At 71.9% G+C, this 18540-nt stretch carries 16 protein-coding genes and 1 riboswitch; of the genes, 9 read left to right on the forward strand and 7 right to left on the reverse strand.

Annotated elements, in window-relative coordinates:
- Positions 1–8: 8 nt before the first annotated feature.
- From ACFWEG_RS08600 to ACFWEG_RS08615, 4 genes are all read right to left on the reverse strand, one after another.
- A complete protein-coding gene (locus ACFWEG_RS08600; protein ID WP_387210779.1) occupies positions 9–1688 on the reverse strand; it encodes an ABC transporter substrate-binding protein in 1680 nt (559 codons plus the stop codon).
- Between the two features lie 179 nt (positions 1689–1867).
- Positions 1868–2620, reverse strand: coding sequence for an enhanced serine sensitivity protein SseB C-terminal domain-containing protein (locus tag ACFWEG_RS08605; protein WP_387210841.1), 753 nt, complete (start codon positions 2618–2620; stop codon positions 1868–1870).
- A gap of 168 nt (positions 2621–2788) precedes the next feature.
- Positions 2789–3577, reverse strand: coding sequence for an enhanced serine sensitivity protein SseB (locus ACFWEG_RS08610; RefSeq protein ID WP_387210782.1), 789 nt, complete (start codon positions 3575–3577; stop codon positions 2789–2791).
- A gap of 182 nt (positions 3578–3759) precedes the next feature.
- The gene (locus ACFWEG_RS08615; RefSeq protein WP_387210784.1) at positions 3760–4470 is read right to left on the reverse strand and encodes an AAA family ATPase; all 711 of its coding nucleotides are present in this window, start codon (positions 4468–4470) and stop codon (positions 3760–3762) included.
- A 231-nt stretch (positions 4471–4701) separates the two neighbouring features.
- A riboswitch (glycine riboswitch) is annotated at positions 4702–4797 on the forward strand.
- 161 nt (positions 4798–4958) lie between these two features.
- Here ACFWEG_RS08615 and gcvT point away from each other — a divergent pair.
- The 9 genes from gcvT (at position 4959) to ACFWEG_RS08660 (ending at position 16021) form a co-directional block, all read left to right on the forward strand.
- Positions 4959–6101 (forward strand): glycine cleavage system aminomethyltransferase GcvT, encoded by a 1143-nt coding sequence (gcvT, locus tag ACFWEG_RS08620; protein ID WP_387210787.1) that lies wholly within the window; start codon positions 4959–4961, stop codon positions 6099–6101.
- Positions 6102–6162: 61 nt separating this feature from the next.
- Positions 6163–6540 carry a glycine cleavage system protein GcvH gene (gene gcvH, locus ACFWEG_RS08625; RefSeq protein ID WP_387210790.1) on the forward strand — a complete coding sequence of 126 codons (378 nt, stop codon included), beginning with the start codon at positions 6163–6165 and terminating at the stop codon, positions 6538–6540.
- A gap of 89 nt (positions 6541–6629) precedes the next feature.
- Complete coding sequence (gene glyA / locus ACFWEG_RS08630; RefSeq protein ID WP_387210793.1) at positions 6630–7904, forward strand: serine hydroxymethyltransferase; 1275 nt, start codon at positions 6630–6632, stop codon at positions 7902–7904.
- Between the two features lie 186 nt (positions 7905–8090).
- Positions 8091–9470 (forward strand): L-serine ammonia-lyase, encoded by a 1380-nt coding sequence (locus ACFWEG_RS08635; RefSeq protein WP_387210796.1) that lies wholly within the window; start codon positions 8091–8093, stop codon positions 9468–9470.
- A 295-nt stretch (positions 9471–9765) separates the two neighbouring features.
- Positions 9766–11112, forward strand: a complete 1347-nt coding sequence (locus ACFWEG_RS08640) for an extracellular solute-binding protein (protein ID WP_387210799.1) — start codon at positions 9766–9768, stop codon at positions 11110–11112.
- Between the two features lie 87 nt (positions 11113–11199).
- Complete coding sequence (locus tag ACFWEG_RS08645; RefSeq protein ID WP_387210802.1) at positions 11200–12135, forward strand: carbohydrate ABC transporter permease; 936 nt, start codon at positions 11200–11202, stop codon at positions 12133–12135.
- A 124-nt stretch (positions 12136–12259) separates the two neighbouring features.
- Positions 12260–13120 carry a carbohydrate ABC transporter permease gene (locus ACFWEG_RS08650; protein WP_387210844.1) on the forward strand — a complete coding sequence of 287 codons (861 nt, stop codon included), beginning with the start codon at positions 12260–12262 and terminating at the stop codon, positions 13118–13120.
- A gap of 121 nt (positions 13121–13241) precedes the next feature.
- Positions 13242–14855 carry a glycoside hydrolase family 13 protein gene (locus ACFWEG_RS08655; RefSeq protein WP_387210805.1) on the forward strand — a complete coding sequence of 538 codons (1614 nt, stop codon included), beginning with the start codon at positions 13242–13244 and terminating at the stop codon, positions 14853–14855.
- A 137-nt stretch (positions 14856–14992) separates the two neighbouring features.
- Positions 14993–16021 (forward strand): LacI family DNA-binding transcriptional regulator, encoded by a 1029-nt coding sequence (locus tag ACFWEG_RS08660; RefSeq protein ID WP_387210808.1) that lies wholly within the window; start codon positions 14993–14995, stop codon positions 16019–16021.
- 41 nt (positions 16022–16062) lie between these two features.
- Here ACFWEG_RS08660 and ACFWEG_RS08665 read toward each other — a convergent pair whose 3' ends face one another.
- From ACFWEG_RS08665 to ACFWEG_RS08675, 3 genes are all read right to left on the reverse strand, one after another.
- Positions 16063–17043, reverse strand: a complete 981-nt coding sequence (locus tag ACFWEG_RS08665) for a CopD family protein (protein WP_387210811.1) — start codon at positions 17041–17043, stop codon at positions 16063–16065.
- Between the two features lie 499 nt (positions 17044–17542).
- The gene (locus tag ACFWEG_RS08670; protein WP_387210814.1) at positions 17543–17752 is read right to left on the reverse strand and encodes an EF-hand domain-containing protein; all 210 of its coding nucleotides are present in this window, start codon (positions 17750–17752) and stop codon (positions 17543–17545) included.
- 39 nt (positions 17753–17791) lie between these two features.
- A complete protein-coding gene (locus ACFWEG_RS08675) occupies positions 17792–18334 on the reverse strand; it encodes an ATP-binding protein (protein ID WP_387210847.1) in 543 nt (180 codons plus the stop codon).
- Positions 18335–18540 lie beyond the last annotated feature (206 nt).

Genomic DNA, 18540 nt, shown 5'->3' on the forward strand with positions numbered 1-18540 from the left:
AGGGGCGGTTACTTGAAGGAGGCCTCGGCGAAGTACTCCTGCGTCAGCGGGGAGACCTTCGGCGGGTTGACGTTCTTGGCGAACGCGATGGCCGGCGGGGAGGACGAGATCGGGAGACCGGGCAGGTACTCCATGATCGCCTCGTTGGCCTTCTTGTAGGCCTCGGTGCGGGCGGCGGGGTCGCCGACCTTCGAACCGGCGTTGACCGCGTCGAAGAGCGCCTTGTCCTTGAAGCCCCACTGCTTGTCGTACCCGGCGAACCAGGTGCCGATGAAGTTGTAGCCGTCGTTGAAGTCACCGGTCCAGCCGAGCATGTGCAGGTCGCACGAGCCCTGCTCGGTGGCGTCCAGGTAGTCCGGGGCCCACTTCATGGGCTTCGGGGTGACGGTGACGCCGGCCTTCTCCAGGTCGGACTTCATCAGCTCGAAGATGTCCTGCGGGGCGGGCATGTACGGGCGGGTGACCTCGGTCGGGTAGCAGAACTTCACGTTCAGCTTCGACTCGCCGGCGTCCTTCAGCAGGGCCTTGGACTTGGCGGTGTCGAACGCGTAGGTCTTCACCTGGTCCGAGTAGCCGGCGATGGTGTCCGGCATGAACTGCGTAGCGACCTTGCCGCCCTCGGGGAGCTGGGTCTTGACGATGTTCTCGCGGTCGATCGCGTGCGCGATCGCCTCGCGGACCTCCTTCTTCTTCAGGGCGGGGTTCGCCTCCTGGGTCATGCCCAGGTAGAAGAGGTTGAAGACGTCGCGGGTCGGGACCTCGAAGCCCTCGCCCTCCAGGGTCTTCACGTCGGCCGGCGCGACCAGGTCGTAGCCGTCGATGTCACCGGCCTGGAGCGCCTGGCGGCGGCCCTCCTCGGTGTCGATGGTGCGGAAGACCAGGTTCTTGATCTTCGCCTTCTCGCCCCAGTAGTCGTCGAAGCGGGTCAGGCTGACTTCCTTGTTGCCCTTGTTCCACTTCACGTACTTGTACGGGCCGGTGCCGGCGAGGACGCCTACCTCGGTGCTGTACTTCGGGTAGGAGATGGCGTCGCCCTTGGCGGTGGCGGCCTGCTTCTTCTCCTCCTCGATGGACTTCGGCGAGTGGATCGCCAGCGAGTTGAGCGAGAAGCCGCCGGGCAGGTTCGCGGAGGGCTCGTTGACCTCGATGACCGCGGTGTTCTCGTCCTTCGCGGTGCAGGACTTGTAGTTCGGCTTCGCCGTCTCCTTGTCCTCGTTCTTCGCGAAGCCGCCCATGATCGAGCGCCAGTAGTACGAGACCGCGTCCAGCTGGTACGTGCCCGTCCAGTTGAACCAGTGGTCGTAGTTCGCGCAGACCGCGGCCGCGTTGAAGACCTCGCCGTCGTGGAACTTCACGCCCTTGCGGAGGTTGAAGGTCCAGACGGTGCCGTCCTCGTTGCTGGACCACTTCTCGGCGAGGCCGCCGACGAGCTTGGAGCCGCCGGGCTCGTGCTCCAGGAGGGCCTCGAAGGCCTGGCGGGTGACGCGGAAGGTCTCGCCGTCGCTCGCGAGGGCGGGGTCGAGGGAACCGGGGTCGCCGGCGCCGGCGAAGACGAACGTGTCCTTCTTCTCGCCGCCCTTGCCCTCGTCACCGCCCTTGTCGCGGTCGCTGGAACAACCGGTGGCGATCACGCCCACCGCGAGGGCGGCGGTCAGTGCCCGCACCGCCCTGGATTCGAATATTCGCATGGGTCCACCCCGAGGGTTCCGACGACAGGCCTTGGCGGCGTGAACACTACAGTCGGCTTTCAGCGGGGAGAACAGTCCGCATACCGGTGATACCGAGTCGAGACCAGGGGAGCCAACAAACCCCCCCGGAACCGGACATCGTCGCGGGAGAAGTTAACCTCCGGGACACAAACCGCTGTTCAGCGGTGGTGCGCCGGGGGGTATCCGTAGCCGGGCTGCGGGGCGGCGGTGGCGGAGGGCGCGGCTCCGTGGGCGTCCCGGTCGTAGAACGGGCGGGCGTTTGCGCGCAGCCACATCACGACGGGGTCGTACGCGTCGGACATGGCCACGGTCGAGACCGGCAGCCCCTCGGGGACGGCGCCCACCGACTGCCGCATCATCGCGCGGGTGGCCTCGACGGACGACCGGGCGGTGTCGTACAGATCGAGCCCGATCGCCAGATAAGGGGCGCCGAGTGCGGGTTGCACCCAGGCCCGGCGCAGCGACCGGACGGCGGTGGTGCGGTGGGCGTTCTGGGTGAGCAGCGCGTAGAACTGCGGGAGCTCGATCGACGGCTCGGTCATCCGCAGCGGGCCGGCCGGCAGCCGGTCGAGGCCCGCGGCGATCCGGCGCAGGTCGAGCCAGGGGACGCCGACGCCGCCGCCGGGGGCGTGCGGGTTGAGCCACAGGCCGTAGTGGTCGGGGTAGAGCGAGCGGGCGATGTCGGCGCCGGCGACGACCTCGTAGGAGCGGTTCCAGCCGGAGGCGGCCAGCTCCTGCGCGGAGGTCACGCAGGGGGCGTAGCCGAGGCCGCCCACCTCCATGTTCCCGTACTGGGCGTCCGGCGAGCCCTCCTGGCCCTGCCAGAGCAGCATCCACACCTGCCCGGCGGCGAGGGACCGGAGCAGCGCCTCGTACGCGTCGAGGCGTCCCGGGGTCACCTGGCCGAGCATCCGCTCGACCTGGCCGGCTGCCGCGTTCACTTCTGACCGCCCCATCTCCCGCACGGCCCGCCACCCGGGCACCCTCCGGGCCATCAAACCAGCTTAAGCCCCCGGGGCCCATGGGGGGCGTGCCGCGTCGTGGGCGGTTGCGGCGGAACCGCGCCTTCCGCCCGGTGTTCAGCCGGTGGTGCGGACGTAGAAGGGGCGGACGCGGTCGCGGAGGTAGTGGGCGGCGGGGTCCTGGGTGATGTCGAGCAGGACGATGTTGACCGGCCAGGGGGTGGGGGCGCGGTGCAGGGCGCGGCCGAGGGCCTCGCCGGGGACGGTGGTGTCGGCGGTGACCCAGTCGGTCAGCTCGACCCCTATGAACATCACGGGGTCCCCGCCCTCGACGCTGGCCAGGCAGCGGCGGGCCGTGCGCACGGTGCCGGTGGCCTCGAACTCCGCGGACGCCGCGGCCAGGAAGTCGACCGGCTCGTGCTGCCAGTCCGGCTCGAACAGCCGGACCCGGCCGCCGGACGCGGGCCCGTCGAGCGCGGTGCGCCCGGCCCGGCACAGTTCGGCGACCGCGGGCGGCGGCAGCGGGACGCCGACCGCCCCGCCCGGGTTGACCGCGATGCCGACCTGCGGCGGCAGGCCGCGGGCGAACTCGACGGCCGGGGCCACCGCGAAGGACATGTGCGAGCCGACGCACGCCATGAACTGCTGCTCGGAGCTGAAGACGGGCACGAACGCCGCCCCGTCGATCTCCAGCATCGGCAGGTCGAGGTCCGGGCTGGTGGGGTCGCCGCCGTTCGGCAGCGGCACCCAGACCCGGCCCCGGCCGAGCACCTCGACGATCCGGCCGCCCGCGCCCGGCACCCCGAGCGACGCGGCGAGCACCTCCTCGACCTCGTTGGCCGGCCAGCCCGGCGCGGCCTGGCCGTGCTCGCGCGGCCCGGGGAAGTCCGATCCGGGGAAGTCCATCTGTGCCACCTGCTGCCCCACCTGGTGCTCTGCCTGCTCGGCGCGTTGCCGTACGACGGGGCCGACTCTAGTGCCCCGGGACCGGCCGGCACGGCGGGAACCCGTCCTCCGCACCCCGGCCGCACCCGACGGAGCCGCCCGCCGCACGCGGCCGCCCCCGTCCCCGCGCCCCCCGCGCGGGCTCAGCCGCGGCCGAAGGTGATCGCCCTCAGCTCGCGCGCCGCGTCGCGGTCGGCGAGGACCGCCGAGGCGCAGCCGGCCGGCAGCACGCCCGCCTCCGCGTCGGCGACCAGCCGCCCGACGGCCGCGCGGTGCCGGCCGAAGGCGTGCCCCGAGACGCCCCGGCCGCGCTCGGCCTGGCCGCCGAGCGCCTCCTCGGGCGTCGCGTCGAGCAGCAGCAGGTGCAGCCCGCTGCCGCGCCGCCGCGCCTCGCGGACCAGCCAGCGCCGCACCCAGGCCTGGCTGCCGCAGTCGTGCACGACGACGCTCTCGCCACTGCGCAGCGCGGCGCGCAGCCCGGCGTAGTGGGCGAACCGGACGAGCGGGCGGTAGACGCCGTAGGGCAGGTGGCGCGGGAGCCGGCGCTCCCAGCGCTCGCGGGCGTCCTGGGAGTCGATGCGGGCGACCGCGACGGTGTTGCGGATGAGCGTGGACTTCCCGCTGCCGGGCAGTCCGGAGACCACGACGAGGTCGCCGGGCGCGAAGGCGAGGACCCGGGGGCCGCTCCCCCGGCGGCCCCGCAGGTCGCGGACGTCCCCGAGCGGAGCCGTCCGGGCGGGCGCGGCGAGCCGCTGGCCCGCGGCCCGCTGGCCCGCCGCCCACTGCCCCGGCAGCGCGCGCCGGACCGTTCCGGACGCCGTGGCGTATGCGCCGGCCACTGAAGTTCTCTGCACGTGCCCTGCCTCCCCCTGGGGCTCCGTCCGGTCGGCTCGGGAGCCGACCGGGTCGGACCCCGACCGCTGTGCGACTGCTTCCCCCTGAGTGTAAAGAGACGGTAATGGGCCGCAAACGGTTTCGGCTGTTCCGGCGGGCCCTTCACCCGGGCGGGGACCGGGTGCGGGGACGACCGGACCCCCGTGGGGCGGTCGTGCAATGATGGCCCCGCCAACTGCATACCGGCCGTTCGAATCCGCGCGGGAGAGTCCCCGGCCACCGCCGCCGGGGCGCCGAAGGAGCAAGCCCTCCCTTGAATCTCTCAGGCCCCGTACCGCGCGGACGAGGCACATCTGAAAAGTGAGCCGTACCGGCTCCACCCAAGGTGCAAACCGTGTTCCCCGCCCCGCGCGACCGCGCGCGGGTGGACACGGTGAACCTCTCAGGTTCCGATGACAGATGGGGAGGACCGCCCTCGTCCGCCCGGCCATGCCCTGGAGTCCTACCGATGAGCAACGCCACCACCCCCGACGGCGCTCCCCGCCGCACCGCGCTCGACGCCCTGCACCGCTCGCTGGGCGCCACCATGACCGACTTCGCGGGCTGGGACATGCCGCTGCGGTACGCGAGCGAGCGGGAGGAGCACACGGCCGTCCGCACCCGGGCCGGGCTCTTCGACCTCTCGCACATGGGCGAGATCACGGTCAGCGGCCCGCAGGCCGTGGACCTGCTGAACTACGCGCTGGTCGGCAACATCGGCACGGTCGGCACCGGCCGGGCCCGGTACACGATGATCTGCCGCGAGGACGGCGGGATCGTCGACGACCTGATCGTCTACCGGCTCGAGGACACCGTGTACATGGTCGTCGCCAACGCCGGCAACGCCCAGGTCGTCCTCGACGCCCTCACCGCGCGCGCCGCCGGCTTCGACGCCGAGGTCCGCGACGACCGGGACGCCTACGCGCTGATCGCCGTCCAGGGCCCGGAGTCCCCCGGCATCCTGGCCTCGGTCACCGACGCCGACCTCGACGGGCTGAAGTACTACGCCGGGCTGCCCGGCACCGTCGCCGGCGTCCCCGCGCTGATCGCCCGGACCGGCTACACCGGTGAGGACGGCTTCGAGCTGTTCGTCGCCCCCGCCGACGCCGAGCCGCTGTGGCGGGCGCTGACCGAGGCCGGCGCGGCCGCCGGACTGATCCCCTGCGGGCTCTCCTGCCGCGACACCCTCCGCCTGGAGGCCGGCATGCCGCTCTACGGGCACGAGCTGACCACCGCGCTGACACCGTTCGACGCGGGCCTCGGCCGGGTGGTGAAGTTCGACAAGACCTCCCACGGCGACGACTTCGTCGGCCGGAAGGCGCTGGAGGCCGCCGCCGCGCAGGCCGAGTCCGCGCCCCCGCGCAGGCTCGTCGGCCTCATCGCCCAGGGCCGCCGCGTCCCCCGCGCCGGGATGTCCGTCGTCGCCGGCGGTCAGGTGGTCGGCGAGGTCACCTCCGGCGCCCCCTCCCCCACCCTCGGCAGGCCGATCGCGATGGCCTACGTCGACGCCGCGTACGCGGAGGCCGGGACGGAAGGGGTCGGGGTCGACATCCGCGGCGCCCACGAGCCGTACGACGTCGTCGCGCTGCCGTTCTACAAGCGGCAGAAGTAGCGCCGCCCCCGCCGGACCCCCGCTTTTTGACCACACCCCCGCGTACAGGAGAATCCACCCCATGAGCAACCCCCAGGACCTGCGGTACAGCAAGGAGCACGAGTGGCTGTCGGGCGCCGAGGACGGCGTCTCGACGGTCGGCATCACGGCGCACGCGGCGAACGCGCTCGGCGACGTGGTGTACGTCCAGCTCCCCGAGGTCGGCGACACGGTGACCGCGGGCGAGACCTGCGGCGAGCTGGAGTCGACGAAGTCGGTCTCCGACCTCTACTCGCCGGTCTCCGGCGAGGTGGTCGAGGCCAACCAGGACGTCGTGGACGACCCGGCGCTCGTGAACTCCGCTCCCTTCGAGGGCGGCTGGCTGTTCAAGGTGCGCGTCGCCGAGGAGCCGAAGGACCTGCTCTCGGCCGACGAGTACGCCGCCTTCTCCGGCAGCTGAACCGGCGGCTGAGCCCCGGCGGCCGGGCGTCCGGCCGCCGCGCCGCGCCCCCCTGTCCTCGGTAGTCGAAACCCCTTAGGGATCTCCCGATGTCGCTTCTGAACACCCCCCTCCACGAGCTGGACCCGGACGTCGCCGCCGCCGTCGACGCCGAGCTCCACCGCCAGCAGTCCACCCTCGAGATGATCGCGTCGGAGAACTTCGCGCCCGTCGCCGTCATGGAGGCGCAGGGCTCGGTTCTCACCAACAAGTACGCCGAGGGCTACCCCGGCCGCCGCTACTACGGCGGCTGCGAGCACGTCGACGTGGCCGAGCAGATCGCCATCGACCGGGTGAAGGAGCTGTTCGGCGCCGAGTACGCGAACGTCCAGCCGCACTCGGGCGCCTCCGCCAACCAGGCCGCGCTCTTCGCGATCGCCCAGCCCGGGGACACGATCCTCGGCCTGGACCTGGCGCACGGCGGGCACCTCACCCACGGCATGCGCCTGAACTTCTCCGGCAAGCAGTTCGACGTGGTCCCGTACCACGTGGACGACGCGGGCCTGGTCGACATGGCCGAGGTCGAGCGGCTGGCCAAGGAGCACCGCCCGAAGGTGATCATCGCCGGCTGGTCGGCGTACCCGCGGCAGCTGGACTTCGCGGAGTTCCGCCGGATCGCCGACGAGGTCGAGGCCTACCTCTGGGTCGACATGGCGCACTTCGCCGGCCTTGTCGCCGCCGGGCTGCACCCGAACCCGGTGCCGTACGCGGACGTGGTGACGTCCACCACGCACAAGACGCTCGGCGGCCCGCGCGGCGGGATCATCCTGGCGAAGAAGGAGTTCGCGAAGAAGCTGAACTCCTCCGTCTTCCCCGGCTTCCAGGGCGGCCCGCTGGAGCACGTCATCGCCGCGAAGGCGGTGTCCTTCAAGGTCGCCATGTCGGACGACTTCAAGGACCGCCAGCAGCGCACCCTGGACGGCGCGCGGCTGCTCGCCGAGCGCCTGGTGCGCTCCGACGTCGCCGACCACGGCGTCTCGGTGCTCTCCGGCGGCACGGACGTCCACCTGGTCCTCGTCGACCTGCGGAACTCCGAGCTCGACGGGCAGCAGGCGGAGGACCGGCTGCACGAGGTCGGCATCACCGTGAACCGCAACGCGGTCCCGAACGACCCGCGGCCGCCGATGGTCACCTCCGGGCTGCGGATCGGCACCCCGGCGCTCGCCACGCGCGGCTTCGGGGGCGAGGACTTCGCGGAGGTCGCGGACGTCATCGCCGAGACGCTGAAGGCGCCCGCCCCGTTCGAGGGCGGGGTCGTGGAGGGGCTGAAGGCCCGCGTCGCCGCGCTGGCCGCGAAGCACCCGCTGTACTCCGGCCTGAAGTAGTCCGAAGCCCTCCGCACGCGAGCGAGGCGCGGATCACTTCCGCACATCCGTACACTTTTGTACGTCGAGACGGGGCACCCGCACACTGAACAGTGGGCGAGGTGCCCCGCACCGCGTCACCGCCCGTCGCGTCTCTGCACCACCCCGGCAGACAACGACGTCTCCCCACCCCTAGGAGTTCTCCCCGTGGCCATCTCGGTCTTCGACCTGTTCTCGATCGGCATCGGCCCGTCCAGCTCGCACACGGTCGGCCCGATGCGGGCGGCCCGGATGTTCGCGGCCCGCCTGAAGAACGAGGGCCTGCTCGCGCACACCACCCGCGTCCACGCCGAGCTGTACGGCTCGCTCGGCGCCACCGGGCACGGCCACGGCACGCCCAAGGCGGTGCTGCTCGGCCTGGAGGGCGACTCGCCGCGGACCGTCGACGTCGAGGGCGCGGACGCCCGGGTGGAGGCGATCAGGGCCGAGGGCCGCATCAACCTGCTCGGCGCCCACGAGATCGGCTTCGACTTCGACGAGGACCTCGTCCTGCACCGCCGCAAGGCGCTGCCCTACCACGCGAACGGCATGACGCTCCAGGCGTTCGACGCCGAGGGCTCCGAGCTGCTCGCCAAGACGTACTACTCGGTCGGCGGCGGCTTCGTCGTCGACGAGACGGTCCTCGACCAGGGCTCCGACGACAGCCCGATCGTGCCGGACGACACCGTCCTGCGGCACCCCTTCCGCACCGGCGACGAGCTGCTGCGCCTCACCCGCGAGACGGGGCTGTCGATCTCCGCGCTGATGCTGGAGAACGAGAAGGCCTGGCGCACCGAGGACGAGATCCGGGCCGGGCTGCTCGAGATCTGGCGCGCGATGCAGTCCTGCGTCTCGCGCGGCATGGCCAAGGAGGGCATCCTCCCCGGCGGTCTGAAGGTCCGCCGCCGGGCCGCGCACTCCGCCCGCCAGCTGCGCGCCGAGGGCGACCCGCTGGCCCGCTCCATGGAGTGGATCACCCTCTACGCCATGGCCGTCAACGAGGAGAACGCCGCCGGCGGCCGTGTGGTGACCGCCCCCACCAACGGCGCGGCCGGCATCATCCCCGCCGTCCTGCACTGGTACATGAACTTCGTGCCCGGCGCGGACGAGGACGGCGTCGTGCGCTTCCTGCTCTCCGCCGGCGCCATCGGCATGCTCTTCAAGGAGAACGCCTCCATCTCCGGCGCCGAGGTCGGCTGCCAGGGCGAGGTCGGCTCCGCCTGCTCGATGGCCGCGGGCGCGCTCGCCGAGGTCCTCGGCGGCACCCCCGAGCAGGTCGAGAACGCGGCCGAGATCGGCATGGAGCACAACCTCGGCCTCACCTGCGACCCCGTCGGCGGCCTCGTCCAGATCCCGTGCATCGAGCGCAACGGCATGGCCGCGGTCAAGGCCGTCACCGCCGCCAAGATGGCCATGCGCGGCGACGGCTCCCACAAGGTGTCCCTCGACAAGGTCATCAAGACCATGAAGGACACCGGCGCGGACATGTCGGTGAAGTACAAGGAGACCGCCCGCGGCGGGCTCGCGGTGAACATCATCGAGTGCTAGGAGCGGCGGCGCGGGGGGGGGACGGGCCCACTCAAGCAGCTTCGCCGGGCGGGCACAATATGTGGAGCAGGATCTGAAAATAATCGACAGTGGTCTGCAACATCACGCGGCTCCGGAGTACCGGAGCCGCGTGTTCTGCGTGAGGGCCGGTTCCGGGCCCCGATGGCCGGTCGGCGACGCCGTGACGCAGTCGTAATCTTGCAATTCTGGATCGACTTCTTGCGCGGTCCTGCGTGCCGTCCTAATGTGACGGTCCCATCAGGGCAGTGCTTGGGCGTCATCCAGAGGAGCCGTAATGAAAGCCCGTAACCTCGCGATCCTTCTGACCACAGGTCTCGCGTTCACCGCAACGGCCTGCGGCGGCGACGGCGGCGACTCGTCGGACGACAACGCCGGCGGCAAGAGCGTCGACATCACCGTGGCGTGTCAGCCGGCGAAGACCGCCCCGAAGCAGCGCGCCGCGTGGGACGCGGACGTCAAGACGTTCGAGAAGGCGCACCCGGGCGTCAAGGTGAAGAGCACCGACCAGCAGCCGTGCTTCGACCCGAAGACGTTCGCGGCGAAGCTGGCCGGCGGGCAGATGGAGACCGTGTTCCTGGTGCCGGTCACCAACTACAACGACGTGATCGCCAAGAAGCAGGCGAAGGACATCACCGCCTTCACCGGCCAGGTGAAGAACTTCGGCGACATCAAGCAGGACGTCCGCGACATGGTGACCAAGGAGGGCAAGGTCTACGGCATCCCGAACGTCAGCTACAGCGTCGGCCTCGTCTACAACCGCGCCCTGTTCAAGGAGGCCGGTCTGGACCCGGACCAGCCGCCGAAGACGTGGGACGAGGTCCGCACCGCGGCCGACAAGATCGCCGGCCTGGGCGACGGCTACGTCGGCTTCGGCGAGTACGGCGGCGGCGTCGTCGGCGGCTGGCACTTCGCGCAGTCCATCTTCAGCCGCGGCGGCGAGATGGTCGTCGACGGCAAGGCGGCGTTCAACAGCCCCGAGGGCAAGGCCGTGCTGCAGAACCTCAAGGACATGCGCTGGAAGGACGACAGCGTCGGCAGCAAGGTGCTCATCGGCTGGGAGACGCTGATGCAGCAGATGGGGGCGGGCAAGACGGGCATGATGCTCGGCGCCCCGGACGTCGTCACCGACGTGGTCCAGAAGTTCCAGGGCAAGCCCGACAACTACGGGATCACCGGCATACCCGACGGGAAGGCGTCGCTGTCCGGCGGCGAGGCCTACATGATCAACCCGAAGGCGAACGAGGCCCAGACCAAGGCGGCCCTGGACTGGATCGACTTCCAGTTCAACACCCCCGGCAAGGGCCGGTTCGACTACGCCCGCGGCAAGGCCAACGGCGAGGCCGTCGGCGTCCCGAACAACGACTACATGGGCGACTCCCCCACCGGTCAGAAGCTCGCCGAGCTCCGCGCGGCCAGCGCCGTCCTGCCGACCGAGTACTACCAGCCCTACCTGGACGCCGGGAAGAGCGTCGAGCTGAAGCTGGAGCCGGTGAAGGCGCAGGAGCTCTACGCCGTGCTCGACGTGCCGATGTCCGCGGTGCTGACCCGCAAGAACGCCGACGTCGACAAGCTGCTCAAGGACGCCGAGACCAAGGCCAACGCCATCCTGGCCAACAGCTGACGGCAGCGGGTCCAGGGGTGCCGCCCGAAGGACGGGGCGGCACCCCGCGTCGGGGCGGCGAGAGCCGGGAAACGGGAGATCATCACCATGGGAACAGCCACCATCGCGCCCGAGCGGCCGCCGCGGCCGCGGCGCAGACCGCCGGCGAAGCGCCGCCGGACGGTGCGGAACAATCTGACCGCCTACGGATTCCTCTGCGCGGCACTGTTCTGCTTCGCGATGTTCGCCTGGTGGCCGATCGTCCGGGAGGTGATCCTCAGCTTCCAGCAGACCAACCTCGTCGACGACCCGACCTGGGTGGGCCTGGACAACTTCCGTACCGTCATGGACGACCCGGCGTTCGGCCAGGCGTGGAAGAACACGATCGTCTTCACCCTGCTCGCGCTGCTGTGCGGCTACGTCGTGCCGTTCGCCGTCGCGATCGTGCTCAACGAGCTGCGGCACGCCCGGGGCTATCTGCGGTTCGTGGTCTACCTGCCGGTGATGCTGCCGCCGATCGTCTCGGTGCTGCTGTTCCGCTGGTTCTACGACCCGGGGCCCGGTCTGTTCAACCAAATCCTCGACTCCGTCGGACTGCCGGCCCTCGCCTGGCTGGACTCCACCGACACCGCACTGATCTCCCTGGTCATCGTCTCCACCTGGATGAACCTGGGCTCCGGCGTGCTGATCTACCTCGCCGCCCTGCAGAACATCCCCGGCGAGCTGTACGAGGCCGCCGAGCTGGACGGGGCCGGCATCTTCAAGCGGATCCTGCACGTCACGATCCCGCAGACCCGGCTGATCCTGCTGCTGATGATGATGCTGCAGATCGTCGCCACCATGCAGGTGTTCATCGAGCCGTACATGCTCACCGGCGGCGGCCCGGAGAACGCGACGATCACCGTCGCCTACCTGATGTACCAGTACGCCTTCGTCTACGGCGGCAACTACGGGGCCGGCAGCGCGCTCGGCCTGATGCTCATGATCGTGCTCCTGGCGGTCGCCGCGGTGCAGCTGCGCCTGACCCGCGACGAGAAGAGGTAGTCCCGTGATCGACACCACCATCGAGGCCGACGTGGCGGAGCGCACCGAGGGGTCGGCACACCGGCCGCCGCCCCGCCGGCGCGGGCGGCGCCGGGCGGCGTGGGCCGACGGCCACGCCAGGACCATCGTCTCGCCCCTGGAACTGAAGTCCCGCTGGGGCAGCAGGATCTACTGGGCGCTGCTCGCGGCCGTGCTCGTCGTCTTCACCCTCGCGTTCGTCTTCCCGCTGTACTGGATGGTCACCGGGGCGATGAAGACGCCCGAGGAGATCGCCCAGATGCCGCCCACTCTGTGGCCCGCCGACCCGGACTTCTCCGTCTTCGGCGACGCCTGGGAGCTCTTCGGCATGGGCACGCTGCTGAAGAACACGCTCTTCTACGCCGCCGGCGCCTGGCTGTTCGCGCTCGCGGTGGACGTGACGGCCGCCTACGCGCTGTCCAAGCTGCGGCCGATGTTCGGGAACGTGATCCTCGGGGCCATGCTGGCCACGCTGATGATCCCGCCGATCGTCGTGATGATCCCGGCGTACATCACGGTCGTGAAGGTGCCGATCCTCGGCTGGGAGCTGCTCAACTCGCCCTGGGCGATCTGGTTCCCGGTCGCCGCCAACGGGTTCAACATCTTCCTGCTCAAGCGGTTCTTCGACTCGATACCCGACGAGATCCTGGAGGCGGCCGAGATCGACGGGGTGCCGCCGTGGCGCGTCCTGGTGTCGATCATCCTGCCGATCTCGCGGCCCATCCTCGGGGTGGTGTCCATCTTCACCATCGTGATGGTGTTCAAGGACTTCGTCTGGCCCCTGCTCGTCCTGCCGGACAGCGAGAAGATGACGATCAGCGTGGGTCTCTCGCAGACCGCGGGTGCGGTGACGCAGAACCAGGTCATGGCCGGCCTGGTGATCGCGAGCATCCCGATGATCATCGTGTTCTTCTTCTTCCAGCGCAGCATCATGGCCGGCCTCACCGCCGGAAGCCTCAAGGGCTGACCGGGGCAGAGCCGCCCCCGCCGTACCCCCGCCCCCACCAGAAGCACTCCGCCGCCGGTCCGACTTGTCCAAGTCCCCGCTGACCGGCGGCGGAGTCCCACCTGCCCGAAAGGACCGACCCGTGGCAGCTGTGCGTCCCTCCCGAACCGACCGCTGGTGGCGAGACGCCGTCATCTACCAGGTGTACCCCCGCAGTTTCGCGGACGGGAACGGCGACGGCACCGGGGACCTGGCGGGCGTCCGCAGCAGACTGGCGTACCTCTCCGAACTCGGCGTCGACGCCGTGTGGTTCACCCCCTGGTACCTCTCACCGCTGGTCGACGGCGGCTACGACGTCGCCGACTACCGGGCCATCGACCCGGCCTTCGGCACCCTCGACGAGGCCGAGAAGCTCATCGCGGACGCCGCCGAGCTGGGCATCAAGGTGATCGTCGACATCGTCCCGAACCACGTCTCCGACCAGCACGCCTGGTTCAGGGCCGCGCTGGCCGCCGGACCCGGCAGCCCCGAGCGCAAGCTGTTCCACTTCCGCCCCGGGCGCGGCGAGAACGGCGAACTGCCGCCGAACGACTGGCCGTCGCAGTTCTCCGGCTCCACCTGGACCCGGGTGCCGGACGGCGAGTGGTACCTGCACCTGTTCACCCCCGAGCAGCCCGACCTCAACTGGTCGCACCCCGAGGTCCGCCGCGAGCACGAGGAGATCCTGCGGTTCTGGTTCGAGCGCGGCGTCGCCGGCGTCCGCATCGACTCCGCCGCCCTGCTCACCAAGCACCCGGAGCTCCCCGACTTCCGTGAGGGCGTCGACCCGCACCCCTACGTCGACCAGGACGACATCCACGACGTCTACCGCGCCTGGCGGGCCGTCGCCGACGAGTACGGCGGGGTCTTCGTCGGCGAGGTCTGGCTGCCCGACGCCGAGCGTTTCGCCCGCTACCTGCGCCCCGACGAGCTGCACACGGCGTTCAACTTCAACTTCCTGACCTGCCCCTGGGAGGCGGGCCGGCTGCGGTCGGCGATCGACGACACCCTCGCCGAGCACGCCCCGGTGCGGGCCCCGGCGACCTGGGTGCTCTGCAACCACGACGTGACCCGGACGGCGACCCGCTACGGCCGCGAGGACACCGGCTTCGACTTCGCGAAGAAGGCCTTCGGCACCCCCACCGACCTGGAGCTCGGCACCCGGCGCGCCCGCGCGGCGGCCCTGCTCACGCTCGCGCTGCCGGGCTCGGTCTACCTCTACCAGGGCGAGGAACTCGGCCTGCCCGAGGCGGACGTCCCGCTGGAGAGCATCCAGGACCCCATGCACTTCCGCTCCGGCGGCACCGACCCCGGCCGCGACGGCTGCCGGGTGCCGCTGCCCTGGGCGGCCGGCGAGCCGTCCTTCGGGTTCTCCGACGCCGGCGCGGGCTCCGAGCCCTGGCTGCCGCAGCCCGCCGCCTGGGGGCGCTACGCCGTCGACCTGCAGGGGGCCGATCCGGGGTCGATGCTCGGCCTCTACCGGGCGGCGCTGCGGCTGCGCCGCTCCACCGAGGGCTTCGGCGACGGGCCGATGACGTGGCTGCCCGCCGACGACGACGTGCTCGCCTTCGAGCGCACCGAGGGGCTGGTCTGCGTGGCGAACCTCTCCGACCGGTCCACCGCCCTGCCGCCGCACTCCGAACTCCTGCTCAGCAGCGGCCCGTTGGACGACGACGGCGGGCTGCCCTCCGACACCGCGGTGTGGCTGCTGCGGTGACCTGACCCGGGGAAGGGCCGGCCCCGCCTGCGAGACGGGCGGGGCCGGTGCGGGGCGGGGTGAGGGTGCGGCGGCACCGCGGTGACGAGAGCCAGGGGACGAAAATTGTTTGCATACCTTGCGATATTCTTGCGCTCATGACGCGACGACTTGCTCAGGTGGCGAAGAAGGTCGGGGTCAGCGAGGCGACGGTGAGCCGCGTCCTCAACGACAAGCCCGGGGTCTCCGCGGTCACCCGCCAGTCCGTGCTGACGGCGCTCGACGTCCTCGGCTACGAGCGGCCGACGCAGTTGCGCGGCGAGCGGGCCCGGCTCGTCGGGCTCGTCCTGCCGGAGCTGCAGAACCCGATCTTCCCGGCCTTCGCCGAGGCGATCGGGGGCGCGCTCGCCCAGCAGGGGCTCACCCCGGTGCTCTGCACCCAGACCAAGGGCGGCGTCTCCGAGGCCGACTACGTCGACCTGCTCCTCGAACAGGGCGTCGCCGGGGTGGTGTTCGCGGGCGGCAGCTTCGCGGAGGCCGACGCCCCGCACGACCACTACCGCCAACTGGCCGAGCGGAACGTGCCGGTGGTCCTCATCAACGCCTCCATCGAGGGGCTGGACTTCCCCTGCGTCGCCTGCGACGACGCCTTCGCCGTCGAGCAGGCGTGGCGCCATCTCGCCTCGCTCGGCCACGAGCGGATCGGCCTGGTCCTCGGCCCCGCCGACCACGTCCCCTCCCGCCGCAAACTGGAGGCCGCGCGGGCGGTCGCCCGAAGCGCCGGGATGCACCTGCCGGACGAGCACGTCGAGCGGTCGATCTTCCTCCTGGAGGGCGGCCAGGCGGCCACCTCGCGCCTGTTGGACCAGGGGGTCACCGGCATCGTCTGCGCGAGCGACCCACTGGCCCTCGGGGCCATCCGCGCGGCCCGCCGGCGCGGGCTGTCCGTCCCCGCCGACGTCTCCATCGTCGGCTTCGACGACTCCGCCTTCATGACCGCCACCGAGCCGCCCCTGTCCACCGTCCGCCAGCCCATCGAGGCCATCGGCCGCGCGGCCGTCGACCTCCTCTGCTCCCAGATCCGCGGCTCCCAGGCCCATGCCGGCGAGCTCCTCTTCGAACCCGAACTCGTCGTCCGCGGCTCGACGGCACCCCCGCCGGCGTCGCCCAGGACGCCGGCGGCCTAGGGACGCGGGGCCCCTGGGGGCGGGCGGCGGCGGTGTTGCCGTCAGCCGCCGGTGAGCCAGTCGGGGCCGGGGACGAGGGGGGTGAGCCAGGTGGGGTCGGGGACGACGGTGAGGACCGCCGAGACGAGGGCGACCGCGCCGAGTGCGAACAGCTCGGTGCGGGCGGTGGTGCGCGAGTCGGCGGGCGCGCGGTGCAGGCGGAAGCGGGCAGCCAGGGCGAGGACGCAGACCACGCCGACGAGGGCGAGCTTGAGGATCAGCGTGCGGCCGTAGCCGGAGGTCAGGATCACGTCCGGGGGCAGCCGGCGCAGGGTGCTGAGGGTGCCGGTCGCGGCGAGCGCGGCCAGCAGCCAGACGGCGACGCGCGCGTAGCGGGCGAGCAGCGGGCGGACGCTCGCGGGGAACCGGCGGTTGAGGTGCGTGGCGCGCAGGACGTACAGCAGCCCGCCGCACCACAGCGACGCCGCGGTGAGGTGGACGACGGTGAGCGCGACGCCGATCTCCGGCGCGTAGGGCTCGGGGTGGGCGCGCATCGCCTCGGCCACGACCGCGGCGGCGAGCGGGAGGAGCGCCCACCGGGAGCGGTGCAGCAGCGCGGTGAGCACGAAGGCGTTCGCGGTGACGAGCAGCAGCCGCCCCTCGCGCATGTCGTACGCGGCGGACATGCCGAGCCCGTTGACCGCGCCGAGCCGCAGCAGCAGGCCGGCCGTCGCGGCCGCGCCGACGAGGGCGGCGGCCCTGGACCAGGGGCGGGGCGCCGGCAGGTCCGGGACGGCCGCCCGGGCGTGCCGGGTGCCGATCTGCTCGCCGAGCAGGACGCCGAACGCGGCGAACACGACCGTCCGCAGCAGGGTCGCCACCCCGGCCTCGGGGATGTGCAGTTCGCCCGTCCCGCGGGTGGCGAGGGAGACGCCGAACGTCCCGCCGGCCAGCAGCACGAGCGCGAAGGCGGCGACGGCCGCCCACCGGGCCGTCGTGCTACGGCGGGGCGCGCGGATCCCCGCGTCCACGGGCGCGGGCACGACGGGAACGGGCTGCTCGGGGGGCAGGGGCCGTCTTCGGGCGGGCCCGCCGGGAAGGTCTGGATGCGTCACCGCAAGATCGTCTCCGGACGGGGTCGGGGCGGGGCGGGTCGCCGCCCGGGGTGTCGCGATTTTCCCACGAGCAGCTCATCCGACCGGCGAGGACGGCCGACGGCGACACGGGAGGGCGGCGCGGGCCGCCGGCAGCGCGGGCGGTGGGCGCGCGGGGCGTCGGCGTCGGCGTCGGCGTCGGCGTCGGCGTCGGCGTCGGCCAAGGGAGCGCAGGCGGTGGACGGGACGACGGCGGCGCGGACCGACAGGTCGGGCCGGCCGCGGGGCCGGGCCGCGCCGGGCCCGCGGGGGCCGACGGATCGCGAGCCCGCCGGCCGGCGGCCGCTCGCACCACCGACCGCCCGGGCGGGGCGGTTCCGGTCGCGGCCCGCGAGGCCGACGGGCCCGCCGCTCCCGGCGCGCGCCGCGACCCCGCGCACCTCGGGGCTCAGGCCTGGCGGGAGGCCAGGAACTCGTCGAAGGTGAGCTTGCCGTCGCCGTTGGTGTCGTGCGCCTTGATGACGACCTCGGCGACGGACTCGGTGACGTTGAAGTCGCCGAGCTGCGCCATGACGGACTTGTACTCGGCCGCCGTGATCTCGCCGTCGCCGTCGCTGTCGAACCGGTCGAAGGCCCTGCGCGCGGACTCGATGTCCATCGGTAACTCCACCCTTTCGTGGCGCTGAACTGACGGTGGTCAGATTAGCTGGCCCCGGTCGCGCGGGTCGCGGGGGTCCTGCGGGGGGCGGGCGTCGAGCAGGTGGTCGGAGACGCGCATCTCGAACCAGGTGGTCTTGCCGCGCGGCAGCAGGTCCACGCCCCAGCGGTCGGAGAGCTTGTCGACGAGCATCAGGCCGCGGCCGCTGACGTCGAGGTCGCGCACGGGCATCAGGCAGGGCAGGCCGCGGGAGGGGTCGCGGACCTCGATGCGGATCCAGCCGCGCCGGCGGAGCATGCGTAAGCCGAAGACGCGGGCGCCGGTGTGCCGGACCGCGTTGCCGACGAGCTCGGAGACGAGGAGGACGGCGTACTCGGCGGTCTGCGGCGGGAGGCCCCACTGCCGGGTCACGACCAGTTCGGTGAGGCGCCGGGCGGTGCTCGCGGACTCCGGCTTCGAGGGCAGCGGGACCTCCGCCTCCGTCGGATCGCCGAACAACTCCATTTCCTTCAGAGCCTGTTCGTCCTCGACGGATGGAGTCCAGCGCTGCATTCCATCCAACCCCGCCATGCCGTCCATGATGACGGCGGAAAGCGCAGCTCGGGGGCGTTCCCGCGGAATCCACTCCCCGGAATCAACCATTCCTGGGAGCGCGATGGGCATATGACATCGGCATCAGATGATCATCGGCGGCCGGACTGACCTGCGGCGGACGGGGGCGCACGGCCCCCGTCCGCGACCGCGGCGGCGATCGGAGTTAAGCCTTCCTTAAGGCTCGGCTAAGGAAG

The sequence above is a fragment of the Streptomyces sp. NPDC060194 genome, assembly GCF_042728285.1.
GTDB lineage: Bacteria > Actinomycetota > Actinomycetes > Streptomycetales > Streptomycetaceae > Streptomyces.

What these genes read in the sequence shown, in the direction of transcription:
- ACFWEG_RS08600 (WP_387210779.1), bottom strand. Translation starts at nt 1,688, where the DNA reads ATGCGAATATTCGAATCCAGGGCGGTGCGGGCACTGACCGCCGCCCTC.
- ACFWEG_RS08605 (WP_387210841.1), bottom strand. Translation starts at nt 2,620, where the DNA reads ATGCTCGGCCAGGTGACCCCGGGACGCCTCGACGCGTACGAGGCGCTG.
- ACFWEG_RS08610 (WP_387210782.1), bottom strand. Translation starts at nt 3,577, where the DNA reads ATGGACTTCCCCGGATCGGACTTCCCCGGGCCGCGCGAGCACGGCCAG.
- gcvT (WP_387210787.1), top strand. Translation starts at nt 4,959, where the DNA reads ATGAGCAACGCCACCACCCCCGACGGCGCTCCCCGCCGCACCGCGCTC.
- gcvH (WP_387210790.1), top strand. Translation starts at nt 6,163, where the DNA reads ATGAGCAACCCCCAGGACCTGCGGTACAGCAAGGAGCACGAGTGGCTG.
- glyA (WP_387210793.1), top strand. Translation starts at nt 6,630, where the DNA reads ATGTCGCTTCTGAACACCCCCCTCCACGAGCTGGACCCGGACGTCGCC.
- ACFWEG_RS08640 (WP_387210799.1), top strand. Translation starts at nt 9,766, where the DNA reads ATGAAAGCCCGTAACCTCGCGATCCTTCTGACCACAGGTCTCGCGTTC.
- ACFWEG_RS08645 (WP_387210802.1), top strand. Translation starts at nt 11,200, where the DNA reads ATGGGAACAGCCACCATCGCGCCCGAGCGGCCGCCGCGGCCGCGGCGC.
- ACFWEG_RS08660 (WP_387210808.1), top strand. Translation starts at nt 14,993, where the DNA reads ATGACGCGACGACTTGCTCAGGTGGCGAAGAAGGTCGGGGTCAGCGAG.
- ACFWEG_RS08670 (WP_387210814.1), bottom strand. Translation starts at nt 17,752, where the DNA reads ATGGACATCGAGTCCGCGCGCAGGGCCTTCGACCGGTTCGACAGCGAC.